The following is a 17,807-nucleotide window of genomic DNA, read 5'->3' as shown; positions in this document are numbered from 1 at the left end:
TCTAGTGAGCCGCCGCCATCGGCGCGCCCTTGGGCAACGGACGCAGGAACAGGACGAGCGGGGTGACGATCAGGATGCCGAGTGCCAGCAGCCAGAAGATGTCGTTATAGGTCATGACCAGCGCCTGGAGCTGGACGTTGCCTTCGATCGAACGGATCGCGGCACTGGTGCCGCCCATCGACTGCGCGGTGCCGGCAACCCAATCCTGCACCGCGACCGAATTGGCCGACAGCGTTTCCTCAAGCCGGCGCGAATGGAACCAGAGCCGCTGGTCCTGGATGGTCGCCAGCATCGCCAGCCCGACCGACCCGCCGATATTGCGTGCCGCGTTGAACAGGCCCGAAGCATCGCCGGCGAATGCGGGCGGTACCGACCGGATCGCCGCCTGGTTGAGGAACAGCATCACGAAGATCGTCCCCACACCGCGCAGGAGCTGCCCGACGGTGAAAGCGCCGCCAACCGACAGCGCGGTGAGATCGGAATCGTTCCAGCAGCTATAGGCCATGACGAGCATGCCGAAGGTCACCGCGATGCGGATGTCGATATATTTCATCAGCAGCGGGGTGAACGGCATCAGGATCAGGCTGGGGATGCCTGCCAGCAGCACGACATGGCCTGCCTGCAGCGCATTGTAGTTCGCCACCACCGCCACGAATTGCGGGATCGCGTAGGAAGTGCCGTACAGCACCATGCCGAGCACCATGCCCATCAGCGCGACGCTGCCGAACTGGCGGTCGAGCAGGAGCTGCAACCGGATGACCGGCCGCCGCGCAAATATCTGCCCCGCCAGCAACAGCAGGAAGCCGAGGATCGCTACCCCGGTCAACTTGATGATCAGCGCGGATTCGAACCATTGCTCGCGCTGTCCTTCCTCCAGCACGACGGTCAGCCCGCCGAGTCCGAGCGCGAGCCCGGCGATGCCCAGCCAGTCGGCCTCACGGAACTGGCTGAGATGTGCCTTCTGGTGCGGCAGGCCGACGATCAGCAACGAGATCAGCACGGCGCCGACCGGCAGGTTGATGAAGAACGCATAGTGCCAGCTGATATTCTCGGTCAGCCAGCCGCCGACCAATGGCCCCAGCACCGGCCCGAGGATCGCGGTGACGCCGAACATCGCCGTGCCGATGGGCTGCTGCGATGGCGGTAGGCGCGTCGCGATGATCGTCATCGCGGTCGGGATCAGGGCACCACCGGTGAAACCCTGTCCGGCGCGACCGAGGATCATCATGGTCAGGTTGGTCGACACGCCGCACATCATCGAGAAGGCAATGAACAGCGTCGTCGCGATCAGCAGGAAGGTGCGCAGGCCCAGCACGCGTTCGAGCCAGGCGCTGAGCGGGATGATGACGATCTCGGCGACGAGGTAGGACGTCGCGATCCATGTCCCCTCGGTGCTGCTCGCGCCGATTTCGCCCTGGATGGTGGGGAGCGACGAATTGACGATCGAGATGTCGAGCGTCGCCATCAGCGCGCCCAGGCTGCCCGCCGCGACCGCCAGCCACGCACCCAGATCGGCGCGCTGCGGCGCGGGCGATGCCTGGGATGCGGGCAGGGCGTCGGCGGTCGCCGCGGTCATTTGCCCTGCCGCCGGTTGAACGCGTCCTGTTCGCGCTCGATCTGCTGGCGCGCGCCCTTGGCCGACACGGTATCGACCTCGACGTCGACCGACATGCCCGGCAACAGCAGCTTGCGCGTCTCCGGTCCGGCGTCGATCGCGATGCGGACGGGAACCCGCTGGACGATCTTGGTAAAGTTGCCGGTCGCGTTCTGCGGCGGGATCAGCGAGAATTGCGCGCCGGTGCCGGGCGAGAAGCTCTCGACATGGCCGATGATCTCGACCCCCGACAGCGCATCGACCTTGACCTTGACCGGCTGGCCAACGCGCATCAGCCCGACCTGAGTCTCCTTGAAGTTGGCCTCGACATAGAGCTTGTCGACCGGCACCACCGACATCAGGCGCACGCCCGGCTGGACGAACTGGCCGAGCTGCACCGACTTGTCGCCGACGCGACCATCGATGCTCGCGCGGATGACCGTCGCGCCGAGATTGACCTTGGCGGCATCGAGCTGCGCCTCGGCCGCCTTGCCTTGCGACAGGGCCTGGCCGATCTGGCTCTGCAAGGTCCCGATCCGCCGCTCTGCGCTGGTCAATGCGGCCTGCGCGGAGGCGACCTGCGCCGCCGCCTGCTTTTCCTGATCGCGTAACTGGGCGAGCTTCTCGCCCGTTTCCGCGCCGGTGCTGGCGAGGGGGGCGTAGCGCGCGACCTGGCCATGGGCGAACTGCAACGCGCTTTGCGCCTGGGCGAGCTGGGCGCGCGCCTGGTCGATCCCTGCGTGCTGTTCACTGATCTGCGCGCGCACGCCCTGGGCATTGGCCGTCGCGACGTCGATCTGCGCCTGGTATTGTGCGGTCTGCGCCTGATAGTCGCGCGAGTCGATGCGGAGCAGCGGCTGGCCGACTTTCACTTGCTGGTTGTTGGCAACGAACAACTCGGCGACATAGCCACCGACCTTGGGCGAAACCACCACCGCGTCGGCCTGGACATAGGCATCGTTGGTGCTCTGCATATATCTGCCACGGGTTTCATAGCGCCAATACCACAGGCCACCGGCGAGCAGGACCGCAACGACGATGACGATTAGGATCAAGCGGGTGCGGGGATTGCGCAGCGGGGACGGCCGCTCGGCCCTGTCCTTGTCTTCGGCTGATTGGGGCGTTTCGTCGGCGGACATCGACTCTCTCATCCTCGTACAAGCAAATCGCGCCTTGCCTTTGCTCGCGGCTGCAGCATAAGGCAATACCATATTTTGAGGACCCTCACTAAATGCCCGAACTAGACGCCCTCGCTTCCAAATTCGGTAAGCTGTTCTTTCGCATGCATCGCTTGCTAGACCGGCGCATGGCCGAGTGCGGGGCGTCGCTCGCGCGGACCAAGTTCCTGTTATATCTGCAAAAGGAAGGCCCTTCGCGCGCGACCGACATCGCCGACCTGCTGGGGCTTGCACCGCGTACCGTGACCGAGGGGCTCGACGGGCTTGAGCGCGACGGGCTGGTGCGTCGCGATCCCGATCCAAGCGATCGCCGCGCCAAGATCGTGTCGCTCACCGAAACGGGAACGCGTGCGATCAAGGCGACCGAGCCGCTTCGACTCGAATTGACCGAGCGGATATTTGGCGTCCTGAGCGATGAAGAACGAAAATCGTTGGACGATTTGCTCGATCGGCTGTCCTTGTCGGTCGACAGCGAAGACATGGACAAGGCAGACTCTTGCGCGATCGGGATAGTGTGATAGCCTTTCCTCATCGGCAGCGTCCAAGGCTGCTGGAGGAGAGGTCATGGAGCGCTACGATCCGGCGCTGCAACGCTGTGGGTTTGGCCTTCTTTGTTTGGCCAGCGCGGTCGCTCTGTCGATCAGCGGCATCGCCTATCTCGTTTTCCGCTAGGCTTGTCCGCTAGCCTGACGTCGGTGTCTTTCCCATGGCTTCGTCGGACGCTGCGCGCCTCTTTTCGGCCCTCAACAGCCAATTTCGCAAATCCTGAAAACTGACCTTCGGTCGTGCTGAGAATATGGGGTCAAATTTGGCGGTTGATCAAATTGACCCGTCGAAGCCAACAAGCTCAGCCGTGTCGCATTCACTGATAGCGCAGCGTCTTCTCGAACCCCTCATTCGCCTTGGTCATCTTGGCCAGTTTCCTGAGTTGGCCGCGAACATGCCGCTCGAAACGCGTATCGTCATAGATACCCGTCGCCCGATATTCTTCTAGGTCGATCAGTTCCTTGATGCGCTTGGCGAATGTGGCCTGCTCGTTTGTACAATCCGCCGCCTGAAGCGCGCGGCAAACCCATTCCTCGGCGGCGGCCTTGTCATACTCATCCTGTGCCTCGTACCCGCGCCTGTCCGCCGCCGCCTGGTCCAGCTTCGATGCGGTGAACCGGCGCTCCAGCCATGTCCGGACCAGTTCTCCATCCCACGCCTTTGACGGATTGCTCATCACTCGCTCCAAATTGGCCCGCCCGTGACCATAGAGGTCATGATGGCAGAAGCCAGGTTCGCTAACCGACCGGCAGTTGCGCGCGCCAGTTTTCGTCGCTCGGGTCAGTTGCTGACTCGACCCGAAGCGGTCATTGTCCAATCGGCTGCGGAGCCTCCGCCGTCGTGTCGCGTTCCTGGCCAAATGGCCGCTGTCGGACGAAGTCCCCGTGGAGAATCAGGTGCCGAATGCGTGAACTGGTCCATGCTTGGGTTCGGGTAGCTGTCCGGTGGACATTCATTTCGGTCACTCTCTCCGCGGGGCTGCTCGCGAGCGCTCATGCATCAGCCCAGGCATATGCCATGCGGGATGTCGAAGGCTGGACGGTGGCGGCGAGCAAAGACAAAAGAGGCTGTTTCCTGACCAGGACGTATGAAGGAGCAGGGGGAACGACCCTTCTTCTCGGCCTCGATATCGATGGCAGCAACCGTCTCTCGGTTCTGAATGACAACTGGTCGATCAAGCAGATGGACCGGCTGAAATTGAATTTTCGGCTCTCCAGTGGCGGCTATTCCAGGCAGCAGGTGGTCGGAATTGAGTCCGACGGAAAAAAGGGCTTCGTCACGAATTTCGAAACAAAATTCCCTGACTATTTCGCAGCATCCAAGGCTCTCCATATCTCTCGGGGCGACGTGCCGGTAGAGCAGTTGAGCCTGGAGGGGAGTGGCGCGGCAGTTGCCGAGCTGCGCCGTTGTGTCGGCATGTACGCGGCCAAGGCAGTGGCTGGTGCACGAGAAAAGGGTCGTTCCGACCAGATACCCAGGGACCCGTTCGCACCTGATGCCAAGCGGAAATCCAGGGAGAAGCGGTAACTGTCTGTAACGTTTCGCTGAGTGTCCGCTGTCCGCCACGCTGGCTCAGGCCACCCGGCGGAAAAGCGCCCGGTCGCGTCATTCGACAGCGGCTGAAGAGGGCGGTGAAAGCTTGCACGCCGAGGCCCTATCGGGGATGGAAGGAGGTGCCTCGCCGACGGAGCTTGGATGGCGTCGTGCCGAAATGGCGATGCACCGCGACCGAGAAGCTCGAAGAGCGATTATACCCGACGGCATATGCAATCTGGGTAATGGGATCATCACCCTCGCTGAGCAGCGCCAGCGCCCGCTGCATGCGCAGGTCCTGAACATAGTCGAAAACCGACTGGCCCAGGATCTGGCGGAAACCCGTGCACAAGGCGCTGCGGCTCAGGCCCACTTCAACCGCGAGTTCATCGAGCGAAGGTGGCGTGACATAGTTTGCCTCTAGAAACCGCTGCGCTTTCACCACGCCCCTTGCGATCAGCTTCGTGGTCTCGGCCGACCTGAAGCACTCGCTCTGGTCGAATGCTTCAAGCGCCTGACAGATGATTTCCAGCGCTTTCGATTGCAGGAACAGCCGGCGGCGACGCCCATCGAGGGGACAGGTCTGAACATCTTCCAGGCAACGCAGCATGACCGCGCTCAGAGGCAAGGCGCGCCCTGACGTCCGCTGCAGATCGCCGTCCAGGAACGCTTGCAGCAGCGGGGGCAACTCGTGCGCGCTTCCCGCGTAAAGCGTTTTGAGCACCTCGCGATGCACGACGATGTAGATATAGCGTGTGAAGCCCGCGAGCGTGACCTCGGCGAGAGGCTGGTGGGCCGGCTCGACGATGAAAACCGTGCTTGGCGCCTCGAAGCTCAGGGGCTCGCCATCGACCGGCACATATTCGCCATCGCCACTGCTGGCGAGATAGATGTGCAGGCTATCGGGCGAGGAGAAATATGTCGCCTGGGGCGTATGATATTCCGTCTCCGCGAAGGTGACGAAAAACCCGTCGGCCAGGGCGCAAAATTCGTAGCGGCCGCTCCCGAATGGTTCTTTCATGTGCCAGCGGTAGTGACTGTCGCTCAGTGGCTCGAACGCGGAGACCAGCTGATTGAGATCCTGGATCTGGTCGACAGCGTAGTCCGCGACAGCATATCGCACCGACATCTGTGCGGCGTCCTTCGCCGGACGCGGAAAACGCCGCATCGGAACCGCGTGCGAACGCGGCCGAACGCCACTGTCAGGAAATACGGCCATCGCAGAAGTCTGTGCAGGCTGGCCGTCCGCGTCAAGGCGACCGGTCATATCTTCCCGCGCCAGCATGTTGATCGTCCCACTGCCCATTCCCTTCGCGTTCGTGCTGCTCGCCCGACCGTCGGTATTGCCATGTTGGCAAGGGATATCGCCTCCCGCAACGACCGCGAGCGATCTGGCGGCGCTCGAAGCTCTTTTGGCGGTTCGGAAAAGCTATGCCGCCGGCCATCGACTAGGTTGCCGATCAACGCATCGTTCCCGGGCCTGTCGCTGGTCAAGGAGAGGGATAGCGAATGCCGGCACAGGAAAAGTGCCGGTGAACAAGGGGGGGATGAAGATCAATGCGCATGCGGGCCAAATCGATCTGCCTTATGTCGGCGAGCTTGCTGGCCTTATGCCTGATGACGACGGAAGCCGCAGCGCAGTCGGAAGCATCTCCGCAGCCGGCGGCGGCGCCGGATGCGGATCCTGTCGAGGCGAGCCAGGGTGAAATCGTGGTAACCGCGAGCAAGCGCGAGCAGAAGCTGCGCGACGTGCCGTCGGCGATCACCGTACTCGGCGGCGACACGCTCGCCAATCTGGGTGTCCAGTCGGTTCGCGACTATGCGACGCTGACGCCAGGGCTGACCGTACAGGACAGTGCCAGCCCCGGTTATGGCAAGATCTTCATCCGCGGTCTGACCACCGGCGGCCTTCAGCAATCAGCGACGACGGTCTATTATATCGATGACGTACCTTTCACCGCGAGCTCGGCCAACGGTGGTGGCGCCTTCATCGCGCCGGACCCTGAACTGACCGATATCGAGCGGATCGAAGTGCTGAAGGGGCCTCAGGGGACGCTTTACGGCGCTTCGAGCCTTGGCGGCGTCATCCGGCTCGTATCGAAGAGTCCCGATGCCTCGGGATTTTCAGGTAGCGCCCGGGCCGAGATGACCGCGATCGACGGGGGCGGTGTCGGCTATTCCACCAGTGCGACGCTCAATGTGCCGCTCGTAACCGACCGTCTGGCCCTTCGTGCGACCGGCTTCTACCGGGAAGCGCCCGGCTATGTCGACAACATCGGCACGGGCACCGACAACGTCAACCGAAGCCGTTACCAGGGCGGTCGCCTTGCTCTTCGCTGGACGCCGACCGACCGATTGACCTTCGACGTCGTCGGCCAGCTCCAGGATATCGATACGCGTGGCCCCGCGCTCGAAACCGATGTGGCCGGCACGCTTGCGCCGCTGGACGGCGAGCGCCGATACAGCAATTTCTTCGACGCGCCGACCCGGGTCCGCTACCGGCTGGCGTCGGTCACCGGCAGATACAACACCGACCTTGGCCAGATCATCGCGACCGGTGCTTACCTCGAGAGCAAATTGCAGACCGAGGTCGACGTGACCTCGACCTATTCGGCCTTTTTTCCCGTGTTTGCCTCGGCAGGGTATGTCTATCCGGCAAACACCGGCGCCGCGGTCATATCGACCATCCCCGCGGTCAAGAAGACCGGGGAGCTGCGGTTCGTGTCCAGGCGGCTGGGCGGCATCGAGTTTGTCGCGGGTGGCTTCTACACGCATGAGCGCATTGCCTCGCCAACCGATATCGTTGCGCGCGACAAGGCGACAAATGCGCAACTGCCCGAGCCCCTGGGCACGATCATATCGATTCCGGTCAACGACACCTATGAAGAGGTTTCCACCTTCGGCAATCTGACTGTCTATCTGGCGGACAATCTCGATGTTACCGGCGGGCTGCGTTTCGCGCGCAGCACCGAGGACTTCAACGCCTCCTATGGCGGTGTGTATTATACGGCATTTCTGGGCGGGCCGGTAAAGCTGCCACCCGTTCACTCGAGCCATGACCAGCTGACGTATCTCGCGACACTGCGCTGGCGGGCGACTCCGACCCTCAGCTTCTTCGCGCGCGCGGCGAGCGGTTATCGCCCGGGCGGCCCGCAGGTGGCAGCCATCGTGCCTCCCGGCGCTCAGACAAGGATCAACCCCGACACCGTCTGGAACTATGAGGTTGGATTCAAGGGTGATTTTCTCGACAGGAAGCTCAGCCTCGAAGCCTCTGTCTACCACATCGACTGGAACAACATCCAGCTTTACACCATCTTCAACAGCTCGCAGTTGTTGGCCAATGCAGGCAAGGCGAAGGTGGACGGCTTCGAAGCACAAATGGCCGTACGGCCGACCAAGACGCTCACCGCCGCCGCCAATCTCGGCTATACCAATTCGCGGCTGACCAAAGTCGATCCCGGCGTGACCGCGTACATCGGCGCGGTCGCGGGCGACTCCATTCCCCAGACACCCCGCTGGACGGCGTCCGCTACCCTCGATCAGCTGATACCGCTTGGCGGCGACCTCCAGAGTCAGCTCGGCGCGACATTCCGCTATCAGTCGGACCGGTTCACGTCCTTCCCGGGCAGTGTCACCGATCCGAACCTCCGCCTGCCGGGGCGCACCACTTTCGACCTGCGCGCCGGGCTGAGCCACCGCAACTACCAGCTGCAGTTCCGGGCCGAGAATGTCACCAATCGCCGCGGGATCGCGAACTACACGCCCGGTGTCCCGTCATTCTCATATCTGATGCGGCCGCGCAGCTTCACCGTTTCGGTCAGCACCACGTTCTAGCGTTGGCCAAGTCGGCTGCCCGCGCTGCTGCGCCGAGGGTGGTCAGTCATATTCCCCTGCCTCTCCATACGACAAAGAAGGAATATTCATGAACATGCCTGCGAGTGCTGCCGTGGATGGAACGGACGGCGTCGGCGCGCCGGTGGCCGGATCCATCGAACTCACCGAAACAGCGCCGTCGTTCGCCGCCCTTTTCCCGTCCACCCGCTATTTCGAGGTCGACTCCAAAATTGCCGGGACGCGCTTCGGCGTATGGGTCACGCCGCCGGCGCAATATGATGCCGACCAGGCAAAGTCCTATCCGATAGTCTACCAGGTCGACGGGAATTTGTTCTTCCCGACGACGGCGCCCCTACATCAGGCGGGGCAGAGCGACAGCATGTCGCCGCAGATTCCCTTCATCCTCGTATCCGTCGGTTATTGCGAGCGTGAGAGCCATGCATGGCCATGGCTGCGCGTTCGCGATCTGCTCCCGCCAGGTGAAACGGTTCCGGAAGTCATGCTGCAGGCGGTGGAATTGAGCGTGCAGGCCGGGCTTGTGCCGCGGGACGAAGGCGACCGATATCTCGAGATGTTCGCCAACACGGCGGCCGACAAATTCCTCGGTTTTCTGGAGGAGGAGCTGCATCCGCAACTGGCGAAATCCTTTCGGATCGACGCGGACAATGTCGGGCTCTGGGGTGTCTCCTATGGCGGCCTGTTTTCGGCCTATGTGGCGATCCGGCGATCCGACCTGTTCAAGCGCATCGGTGCCAGCAGTCCGGGCATCGTCGGGGAAGACAGCCGGATTTTCGAGTTGTACCGTCAGGCGGTCGCCTCGAAGCAGGATTACTCCGGCCGCCAGTTGCACATCACCCTCGGTGCCCGCGAACTGACGGAACCGGGTATCTACCAGTGGCTCACCGCCCTCGGCACGAGCCGGCTGCTCGCCGAGACCTCGCATCACCCCTTGCCCGGCCTTGAAGTCTCAAGCGAGGTTATTCCCCTGGAAAGCCATCTGAGCGGGGGCGTGCCGGCGTGGTTCAGCTTCCTGCGCGCCTGCTACCGGCGCGAGTAACAGGGCCCGTGGGAAGAAAGTCCCGGCCTGGCCTTTGCCCTGACGGCGCCGAGCCCCGTGATGCTTCGATCCCGAATGACCGTGACGACATCGTAGAAAAAGAAACGGGCAGGAAGAACATGACTGACGTCGTTCTCGAAAACGCACGAATATTTGATGGTCATTCGGCGGACTGCGCCGAGGGCATGTCCGTCCTGGTGGAAGACGGCTTCATTCGTGAAGTCTCGGACCGCCCGATCAGGGCTGCGGATGTCCGGCGTATCGATGTCGGTGGCAAGACCCTTATGCCGGGACTGATCGATCTTCACGTCCACGCCTATTTTTCGGATCTCAACGCGAAGCTCGTTGACAGCCGGGACGCGCCATACCGTACGGCCCATGCGGTCAAGAAGCTTGGACATGCGCTCGACTGCGGCTTCACCACCGTCCGCGACATCGGCGGTGGTGACTATTCGCTGGCTTCGGCCATCGAGGACAAGCTGATCAGGGGCCCCCGCTTCTTCTACGCCGGCAAGGTCCTGTCGATGACCGGCGGTCACGTCGATTACAGGACGCCCAACGAGAAATATCATACCCATGGCTATTGCTCGTGCGGATCGATGAACTGGGGCGGCGTCGTGGTCGACGGCGTGGACGAATGTATCAAGGCGGCGCGGGAGGAACTGCGTCGCGGCGCGCATTGCATCAAGATCGTCGCCTCCGGCGGCGTGATGTCGCCGAGCGATCCGATGTGGATGAACCAGTTTCGCGAGGACGAAACCCGCGCGATCGTCAACGAATGTACCGAGCGCCGGACTTACGTCTCGGCCCATTGCCATCCGGTCAGTTCGATCCGCCGGTCGATCGAGTTCGGCGTCCGCTGCATCGAACACGCAACGCTCATCGATGCCGAGACGGCGCAGTTCGTCGCCGAACGCGGGGCCTTCGTCGTGCCGACGATGTCGGTGATCTTTGTGACCATGGAGGTGGGCGCCACGCTTGGCATGACCGCCGATAGCATGGCGAAGCTCAAGGTCGCGGCCGATGCGGCGATCGAAGGCCTCCAGCACATGCGCGATGCCGGGGTGAAGATGGGCTTCGGCACAGACCTGCTCGGATCGACCTACGATCAACAATGCCGGGAATTCGAGTTCCGCCGCGAAGTTTTCACGCCGCTCGAGATGCTGCGCCAGGCGACGTCGCTGGGTGCTGACATCCTGATGCAGGACGGCAAGCTCGGCTGCGTGAAACCGGGTGCCCATGCCGATCTCATCGTCGTCGATGGCGATCCGCTGAAGGATATCGGGTTGCTTGCGGCCGACGGTCGCAAGCTTGATCTTATCATGCGCGCCGGCGAGATCGTAAAGAACCGTCTGGATTGATTCCAAAGGAAAAGAAGAAAGATGAGTGGTTTGGCAGAGGCTTCGACAAGTGGCTTGCCGGCGCAAGCGAGGGCCTCACTCGACGAACGTTTTGGCGATCGTGTAAGCTATTCGGAGGCGATCCGGTCGCAGCACGGCCAGAGCGAGGCTCATCATGCCGCGCGACTGCCGGACGCCGTGGTATTCGCCGAGAATAGCGAGGATGTGGTTTTCGTTGTCCGGCTCTGTTCGGCGCATGATGTCAAACTGACTGCATATGGCGCCGGAACGTCGATGGAGGGCAACGCGATACCGCTCGATGGCGGCATATCGCTCGACATGAACCGGATGAATCGCATCCTCCGCGTCAATGCAGAGGATTTCGACGTCGTCGTCGAACCGGGCGTGACGCGGAACGCGCTCAACAATCATCTGCGCGATCGAGGTCTGTTCTTTCCCGTCGACCCCGGGGCCGACGCGACGATCGGCGGCATGGCTTCGACCCGTGCCTCTGGAACCAACGCGGTCCGATACGGGACGATGCGCGAGGCAGTGCTCGGCCTGCGCGTCGTCACGGCCGATGGCCGGGAAATCCGCACGGCACGCCGGGCGCGCAAATCCGCTGCCGGCTACGACCTCACGCGCTTGTTCGTCGGCGCCGAAGGCACGCTCGGCATCATCACCGAGGTGACCTTGCGCCTTCATCCCATTCCCGAGGTGATTTCATCGGCGGTCTGCAGTTTCGAAACGCTCGAAGGCGCGGCGGCGACCGTGATCCAGGCGATCCAGTGCGGGGTGCCGCTCGCTCGTGCTGAAATACTGGACGACGTCGCGATGGGGGCGGTCAATCGCTGGGCGAAGCTCGACTATCCTGAGAAGACGACCTTGTTCTTCGAGTTCCACGGGTCGCAATCCGCCGTCACGGAACAGGTCGAGACGGTGAAGGAACTCGCCGCTGGAAACGGCGGCGGCGGTTTCCAATGGTCCAATCTCCCCGAGGAACGGGCCAGGCTATGGAAGGCCCGGCACGAAGCCTATTATGCGGCGGTCAATCTGCGTCCCGGCGCGGTCGGCTGGTCGACCGATGTTTGCGTTCCGATCAGTCGGCTCCCGGAATGCATCGCGGACACGAAGGCCGATCTGGAAGCGGCGTCGATTCCCGCAGCAATCCTCGGCCATGTCGGCGACGGGAATTTCCACGTGATCTTTTCACTCGATCCCGCCGCGCCCCATGAAATGGAAGAGGCGGGCGCGATCAACGCCCGCCTGATCGCCCGGGCACTGGCGATGGACGGAACCTGCACCGGCGAGCACGGTGTTGGCCTGGGCAAGCGAGAAGCGCTGGTGGATGAGCTTGGCGACAGCGTCGATATCATGCGCCAGATAAAGCGCGCCCTCGACCCACGCGGGATATTCAATCCCGGAAAGATATTCGTCGCTGGCTGATCGCCGCACAGTCTTCCCGCCGTGCTGGACTGGAAGCAGCGTCCGATGCCACTGGCTTCGCGTATGATTGACACCTGCGACAAGCGCGGCCTACCTTTCCAGTGTCGAAAATGGCTGGTCTGGTCTCGGTAGGCCCAGACCCTTCTTCTTGCTGGAGAAGCTCTGGTCCGCGCACCGCGTGGATCCCCCGACAGCCCCGGCGCCGCGCGCGCTTCGGGTCTGTCCGGTTAGCCGTCTCGACGATGCTCTTCCGGCGGACCTTGTTCGAAGGAAGCAGTGTTATGTCAGCTATCGATCCATCCTCGTCGATCCTCGTCTATCTCGCCAATGGCGTGCAGGGCGGGGCCGTCGTCCGTGCCGCCCTTCGGCGGGGCTTGAAGGTCAGGGCGCTTGTCCGGGACCGGGAGCGCGCCCGGGCGCTGGCGGTGCCCGGAGTCGACATTGTCGAGGGCGATCTTCGCGATTCCTCGTCGCTCCGGATGGCCAGCACCGGCGTTGCCCATGCCGTGCTCCAGATTCCGATCGGGGCGCAGGACGAGACGCGGGCGGCGACTGACAATGCCCTGTCAGCGTCGATCGCGTGCGGCCTCAGGTCAGTTATCCTCAGGCTTGCCAGTGCAAGCCGGCCGGCGGCGTGCCCTGAGCCGAGCTTCGTTGCCAACGCGATGGTCGAGGATATGGTCCGCCGGTCCGGAATGCCTTTCGCCGTCGTTCGGCCGACCCTGTATCTCGACAATCTTCTGAAGCCCTCGGCGCGGCGGGAGATCATCAGGCACGGCGTGTTTGCGCCCCCGATCGCCGAGTCGCAGCGGATCGCGTGGACCTCGGTGGATGATTGCGCCGAGGCCGCCCTGACCCTGCTTGAGTGCGGGGCCTATGGCGGTGACCACCGGATCGCGGGGCCTGAAAGCGTCACCGGCGAGGAACTCGCGGCGCGAGTCTCGGCCGGGCTTGGGCGCCGCATTGTCTATCGTGCTCAGCCGCTCGACGAATTCGAGGATGAGATCGATGCGGCGATGGGGCCGGGTATCGGGCGGCGCGTCGCATCCAGGTTCCGCTTCTTCGCCGCGCACCGGGATGAGGCAGAAACCATGTTGTCGGGCTCATTCGTCCCCCAGCCGGGCCTGGAGGACTTCCAGCCTACCGGCGTCGAGGCTTGGGTTCGCCGCCACAAAGAGGATTTTCAGGATGAGTCGCCGGCCTCAACCAGGGAGCGATGAGCAGGGGCAGGGCGCGAGAACCGTATTCGCTGCGCGTAGCGCAAAACGATCACGCTCGTGGCCGGCGCGGAATTCCTGCGATTTCGGCGCGATTGCCCAGGCGATGGCGGCACTCGTGCTGGACCATTTCCTATCGCGCGAAAAAGCTCTAAGGGGCGCCGATGGCATCGTATAAAGAACCCTCGTTCAAGGACCGGGCCGCGCTTTCCGCGCAGGCCAAGCAGGCTGCTCTCGAAAAACTGAAGGCGAAACCGCCGGTCGACCCGGCCGTCGTTGCGGAGCGCGCCGCCGCGCGCGCCGCCAAGGAAGCCGCCGAGGCGCAGAAGCGCGCCGAGAAGAAGGCGGCGATCGAGCAGGCCAAGCTCGACAAGATCGCCAAGGCCGAGGCAGCCAGGCTCGAGGCCGAGCAGGCCGCTGCCCGCTCGCAGATGACCGAGGCAGAGAAGAAGGCGGCGCGCGACGCACGCTACGCCGCCCGCAAGGCCCGCAAGTAATTTTCGGCGAGCGGCCCAAGGGCCGCCGCCTCCAGTTGCTTCCCCCGGCAAAGCCCCGCGGAAGATTACATCAGGTCAGGGCAGGTTCTTCGCCAGCTCGTCGAGCCAGGGCGCGGCTGTGCCGTCCGATGGCGCACGCCAGTCACCGCGTGGAGACAGCGCGCCGCCGGCCGAGACCTTCGGCCCGTTGGGGATCGCCGAGCGCTTGAACTGGCTCGTCACGAAGAAGCGGACGAGGAATTTCTCCAGCCAGCCGCGGATCGTCGCGAGATCATATTCATGGCGTGAGGCGGGCGGAAAATCGCGCGGCCAGCGACCGGCTGCTGCATCGCGCCAGGCGTTGAGCGCAAGGAACGCGACCTTCGATGGCGCCATGCCGTGCCGCACGACATAGTGCAGGAAGAAGTCGTTCAGCTCGTACGGCCCGATTCGCGCCTCGGTGCTCTGCATCGCGCCCGACGCATCGGCGGGGATGAGTTCGGGCGAGATCTCGGTCGACAGGATCGCCTCGAGGATCGAGTCGGTATCGCGGTCATATTGGTCGGTGCGGATGCACCAGCGGATCAGGAACTGGATCAGCGTCTTGGGCACGCCGGCATTGACGGCATAATGGCTCATCTGGTCGCCGACGCCGTAAGTGCACCAGCCAAGCGCCAGTTCCGATAGGTCGCCGGTCCCGACCACCAGCCCGCCGCGCTGGTTGGCAAGGCGGAAGAGATAGTCGGTGCGCAGGCCCGCCTGGACGTTCTCGAAGGTCACGTCATAGACCGGTTCGCCACGGCCGAACGGATGGCCCATATCGGCCAGCATCTGCTTGGCGGCGGGACGAATGTCGATCTCGTCGCCATCGGCGCCAAGCGCACGCATCAGCGCCCAGGCATTGCTCTTGGTATGCTCGCTGGTGGCGAAGCCGGGCATGGTGAAGGCGAGGATATTGTCGCGGGGCAGGCCGAGCCGGTCCATCGCCTTGGCCGCGACGATCAGCGCATGGGTTGAATCCAGCCCGCCCGAGACGCCGATCACCAGCTTTTCGGCCTTCGCCGCTTCGAAGCGCTTGAGCAGCCCCTCGACCTGGATGTTGAACGCCTCGTAGCAATCGGCATCGAGCTTTTCGGGCGTGTTGGGCACGAAGGGGAAACGGCGGACGTCGCGCGCCAGCCCGATATCGGCGAAATCGGGCTTGTGCGCGAAGGCGATGCGGCGGAAGCGAGTCTCCGGATGGCCGGCGAGCGCGGCTGAATCGTTGAACGTGCCGTTACGCATCCGTTCCTGCCGCAAGCGCCCGCAATCCACATCGGCGACGAGGATGCCGGGCTTTTGCGGGAAGCGTTCGGATTCGGCGAGCAGGTCGCCAAGCTCATGGATCATACCCTGGCCGTCCCAGGAAAGATCGGTCGTGCTCTCGCCCGGCCCGGCGGCGGAGAAGACATAGGCACACAGGGCACGCGCACTTTGCGAGGCGCAGAGCAGCGCCCGCTCGCGCGCCTTGCCGACCACGATGTTGGACGCCGAGAGGTTGCAGCACACCAGCGCCCCCGCCAGCGCGCCCATGGTCGACGGCGGGGCAGGGGCCCAATAATCCTCGCAGATCTCCGCATGGAAGATGAAGTGCGGCAGGTCGCTTGCCGCGAAGATCATGTCGGTGCCGAAGGGCACGGTCTGGCCGGCGACCTCGATCTCGCCGCTCTGGCCTGCGCCGCTCGCGAACCAGCGCTTCTCGTAATATTCGCGGTAATTGGGCAGGAAAGTCTTGGGCACCACGCCCAGCACCCGGCCGCGCGCGATGACGACGGCGCAATTGTAGAGCCGCCCGTTGCGAGGCAGCGCCGCGCCGACCAGCAGAACCGGGCGCAGTTTCGCACTCGCCGCGACGAGGGCGGCCAGCGCGTCATGCGTAGCGCGCTGCAGCGCATCCTGTAGGTGCAGGTCGTCGATCGCGTAGGAACTGATGTTGAGTTCGGGAAAGACCAGCAGGTCGGCGCTGCGCTTGTGCCCGTCTTTCGCCAGCGCGATTGCCGCGGCTGCGTTGGCCGCCGGATCGCCGACGGTTGCGCGCGGCGTGCAGGCGCCCACGCGGATCAGCTCATGGCTGTGGATCGAGTGGAAAGGATGTGCCTTCGCCATGGGCCAAGCGCTTAGCGGGGTTTCCCTGCCAAAGCGACACCCTCGAAATCCGGGCGCGACCTGATAGGCTCGGTCGACAGGAGAAGGTAGATGCGGGTCGGTCCCCTCAAGGTGAAGGTGCAGCTCTTCTGCGGCGACGAAGCTGCCATGGGTCCCGGCAAGGCGGACCTGCTCGAGGCGATTGGGCGCGAGGGCTCGATCTCCGCTGCCGGGCGGGACTTGGGCATGAGCTATCGGCGGACCTGGATATTGGTAGACGAAATGAATCGCTGCTTCCGCGAGAAGCTGGTCGAGACCACGCCCGGAGGCGGCCGCGGCAGGGGCGCGCGTCTCACCGAGGCCGGGCATTCGGTGCTCCAGGCCTATCGCGATCTTGAGGCGGCGCTGGCGAAGGCGAGCGCGGGTGATCCACTGGCCCTGCTTGATGGGTTGCTTCGCGAAATGCCCTTGAAGAGCGCCCTATAGCGCCTTGCCGCATACCGTATCGGGCAGGGCAAAGGCCTTGTCGGTGACGAAATGGCGGTCAGTGAGCATCGACAGAAAGCCAGTCAGGGATGCCATGTCGGCGTCGCGAATCACCTCCATGCCCGGATGCCGGCGTATCGCCGCCTCGATCGTCGGCGCGGAACCGTCGTGGAAATAGGGCGCGGTGAGGGCGACGTTACGCAGGCTCGGGGTGCGGAACCGGCCATTGTCGGCTGAATGCCCGCTGATCTCGCCCAGGCCAGGATCGCCGGTGGTCGCAGGAACTATACGGTGGAAAGCGCCGTCGCTGAGCAACGGGCCTGAATGACAGGCAGCGCATGTCCGGGCGAACAGCGCGCGGCCGGCTATTGCCTGCGCCGGCATCGCGGCGGCATCGCCGCGCCGCCATGCGTCATACGGCGTATCGAACGAGATCAGCGTGCGTTCGAAGGCAGCCAGCGCCTTTGCGACCTGCGCGAGATCGATTCGCCCGTCCGCTTCCGGAAAGGCGGTGCGGAACATGTCGACATAACAGCCGTCCCGCCCGAGCCGCCGCGCGATCTCCGAATCCTGTCCGGCCATGCCCATCTCGACCGGGCGCAGGCCGGCGATCGGCACCAGCGCCTGTGTCTCAAGCGTCCTGATCCGTGGATCGCCCCAGGTCAGGCTCTTCGCCCAGGCGACATTGGCGAGGCCAGGCACATTGCGGCGGCCGGGGTCGCCATGGACGCCGGCATGGGTCGCATTGCCGTCGGCAAAGGCACGGTGCTGCTCGTGACATGTGGCGCAGGACATGCTGCCGTCGATCGACAGGTCGGCATCGTAGAACAGGCGCCGGCCAAGCTCGACCCTGGCGGCGCTCATAACATTGTCGGCTGGCACGCGCGGCGCGGACTGCCCGGGCGGCAGGGCCCAGCGCCATGGCGTGGCCGCCCCGGCCAGCATCAGCGCGGCCGTCGCCAGCGCGGCGAGGCGC

The 17,807-nt window shown here is 63.9% G+C and carries 15 protein-coding genes; 9 read left to right on the top strand and 6 right to left on the bottom strand.

Annotation, left to right across the window (positions count from 1 at the left end; genetic code table 11):
- Position 1: 1 nt before the first annotated feature.
- Together P0Y59_09255 and P0Y59_09250 are read right to left on the bottom strand one after the other, a co-directional pair.
- Positions 2 to 1,576, bottom strand: coding sequence for an MDR family MFS transporter (locus P0Y59_09255; GenBank protein WEK01842.1), 1,575 nt, complete (start codon positions 1,574 to 1,576; stop codon positions 2 to 4).
- Positions 1,573 to 2,733, bottom strand: a complete 1,161-nt coding sequence (locus tag P0Y59_09250) for an HlyD family secretion protein (protein WEK01841.1) — start codon at positions 2,731 to 2,733, stop codon at positions 1,573 to 1,575. Before P0Y59_09250 ends, P0Y59_09255 begins: the two co-directional genes overlap by 4 nt.
- A gap of 92 nt (positions 2,734 to 2,825) precedes the next feature.
- Here P0Y59_09250 and P0Y59_09245 point away from each other — a divergent pair, with 92 nt between their 5' ends.
- Entirely contained in the window at positions 2,826 to 3,290 is a 465-nt protein-coding gene (locus P0Y59_09245; GenBank protein WEK01840.1) for a MarR family winged helix-turn-helix transcriptional regulator, read from the top strand.
- Positions 3,291 to 3,634: 344 nt separating this feature from the next.
- Here the strand turns inward: P0Y59_09245 and P0Y59_09240 are convergent, their stop codons facing one another.
- Positions 3,635 to 3,994: a hypothetical protein gene (locus P0Y59_09240; GenBank protein ID WEK01839.1), complete on the bottom strand. Its 360-nt coding sequence runs from the start codon at positions 3,992 to 3,994 to the stop codon at positions 3,635 to 3,637.
- A 227-nt stretch (positions 3,995 to 4,221) separates the two neighbouring features.
- Between P0Y59_09240 and P0Y59_09235 the strand changes: the two genes are divergently transcribed.
- Positions 4,222 to 4,845 (top strand): hypothetical protein, encoded by a 624-nt coding sequence (locus tag P0Y59_09235; protein ID WEK01838.1) that lies wholly within the window; start codon positions 4,222 to 4,224, stop codon positions 4,843 to 4,845.
- A 127-nt stretch (positions 4,846 to 4,972) separates the two neighbouring features.
- On the opposite strand, the gene P0Y59_09230 is transcribed toward P0Y59_09235, so the two are convergent.
- The gene (locus P0Y59_09230) at positions 4,973 to 6,157 is read right to left on the bottom strand and encodes an AraC family transcriptional regulator (GenBank protein ID WEK01837.1); all 1,185 of its coding nucleotides are present in this window, start codon (positions 6,155 to 6,157) and stop codon (positions 4,973 to 4,975) included.
- Between the two features lie 311 nt (positions 6,158 to 6,468).
- On the opposite strand from P0Y59_09230, the gene P0Y59_09225 reads away from it, so the two are divergent.
- The 6 genes from P0Y59_09225 to P0Y59_09200 all read left to right on the top strand — a co-directional run bounded on the left by P0Y59_09225 (position 6,469) and on the right by P0Y59_09200 (position 14,242).
- Positions 6,469 to 8,685, top strand: a complete 2,217-nt coding sequence (locus tag P0Y59_09225; protein WEK01836.1) for a TonB-dependent receptor — start codon at positions 6,469 to 6,471, stop codon at positions 8,683 to 8,685.
- Positions 8,686 to 8,773: 88 nt separating this feature from the next.
- Positions 8,774 to 9,742: an alpha/beta hydrolase-fold protein gene (locus P0Y59_09220; protein WEK01835.1), complete on the top strand. Its 969-nt coding sequence runs from the start codon at positions 8,774 to 8,776 to the stop codon at positions 9,740 to 9,742.
- Positions 9,743 to 9,861: 119 nt separating this feature from the next.
- Entirely contained in the window at positions 9,862 to 11,103 is a 1,242-nt protein-coding gene (locus P0Y59_09215; GenBank protein WEK01834.1) for an amidohydrolase family protein, read from the top strand.
- Between the two features lie 21 nt (positions 11,104 to 11,124).
- Positions 11,125 to 12,528 (top strand): FAD-linked oxidase C-terminal domain-containing protein, encoded by a 1,404-nt coding sequence (locus tag P0Y59_09210; GenBank protein ID WEK01833.1) that lies wholly within the window; start codon positions 11,125 to 11,127, stop codon positions 12,526 to 12,528.
- A 281-nt stretch (positions 12,529 to 12,809) separates the two neighbouring features.
- Positions 12,810 to 13,748: an NmrA family NAD(P)-binding protein gene (locus P0Y59_09205; protein ID WEK01832.1), complete on the top strand. Its 939-nt coding sequence runs from the start codon at positions 12,810 to 12,812 to the stop codon at positions 13,746 to 13,748.
- A 161-nt stretch (positions 13,749 to 13,909) separates the two neighbouring features.
- Entirely contained in the window at positions 13,910 to 14,242 is a 333-nt protein-coding gene (locus tag P0Y59_09200; GenBank protein WEK01831.1) for a DUF6481 family protein, read from the top strand.
- A gap of 75 nt (positions 14,243 to 14,317) precedes the next feature.
- On the opposite strand, the gene P0Y59_09195 is transcribed toward P0Y59_09200, so the two are convergent.
- Complete coding sequence (locus P0Y59_09195) at positions 14,318 to 16,366, bottom strand: NAD(+) synthase (GenBank protein WEK01830.1); 2,049 nt, start codon at positions 16,364 to 16,366, stop codon at positions 14,318 to 14,320.
- 90 nt (positions 16,367 to 16,456) lie between these two features.
- Here P0Y59_09195 and P0Y59_09190 point away from each other — a divergent pair, with 90 nt between their 5' ends.
- Complete coding sequence (locus P0Y59_09190) at positions 16,457 to 16,831, top strand: LysR family transcriptional regulator (GenBank protein WEK01829.1); 375 nt, start codon at positions 16,457 to 16,459, stop codon at positions 16,829 to 16,831.
- Here P0Y59_09190 and P0Y59_09185 read toward each other — a convergent pair.
- Complete coding sequence (locus P0Y59_09185; GenBank protein WEK01828.1) at positions 16,826 to 17,776, bottom strand: cytochrome c peroxidase; 951 nt, start codon at positions 17,774 to 17,776, stop codon at positions 16,826 to 16,828. The two genes, P0Y59_09190 and P0Y59_09185, sit on opposite strands and share 6 nt — an antisense overlap.
- Between the last annotated feature and the right edge of the window lie 31 nt (positions 17,777 to 17,807).

The organism is Candidatus Sphingomonas phytovorans (assembly GCA_029202385.1).
In the GTDB taxonomy this organism is placed as follows: domain Bacteria; phylum Pseudomonadota; class Alphaproteobacteria; order Sphingomonadales; family Sphingomonadaceae; genus Sphingomonas; species Sphingomonas phytovorans.
Note: the sequence above shows the minus strand (reverse complement) of the source record. Positions and strands in the feature narration are given on the sequence as shown.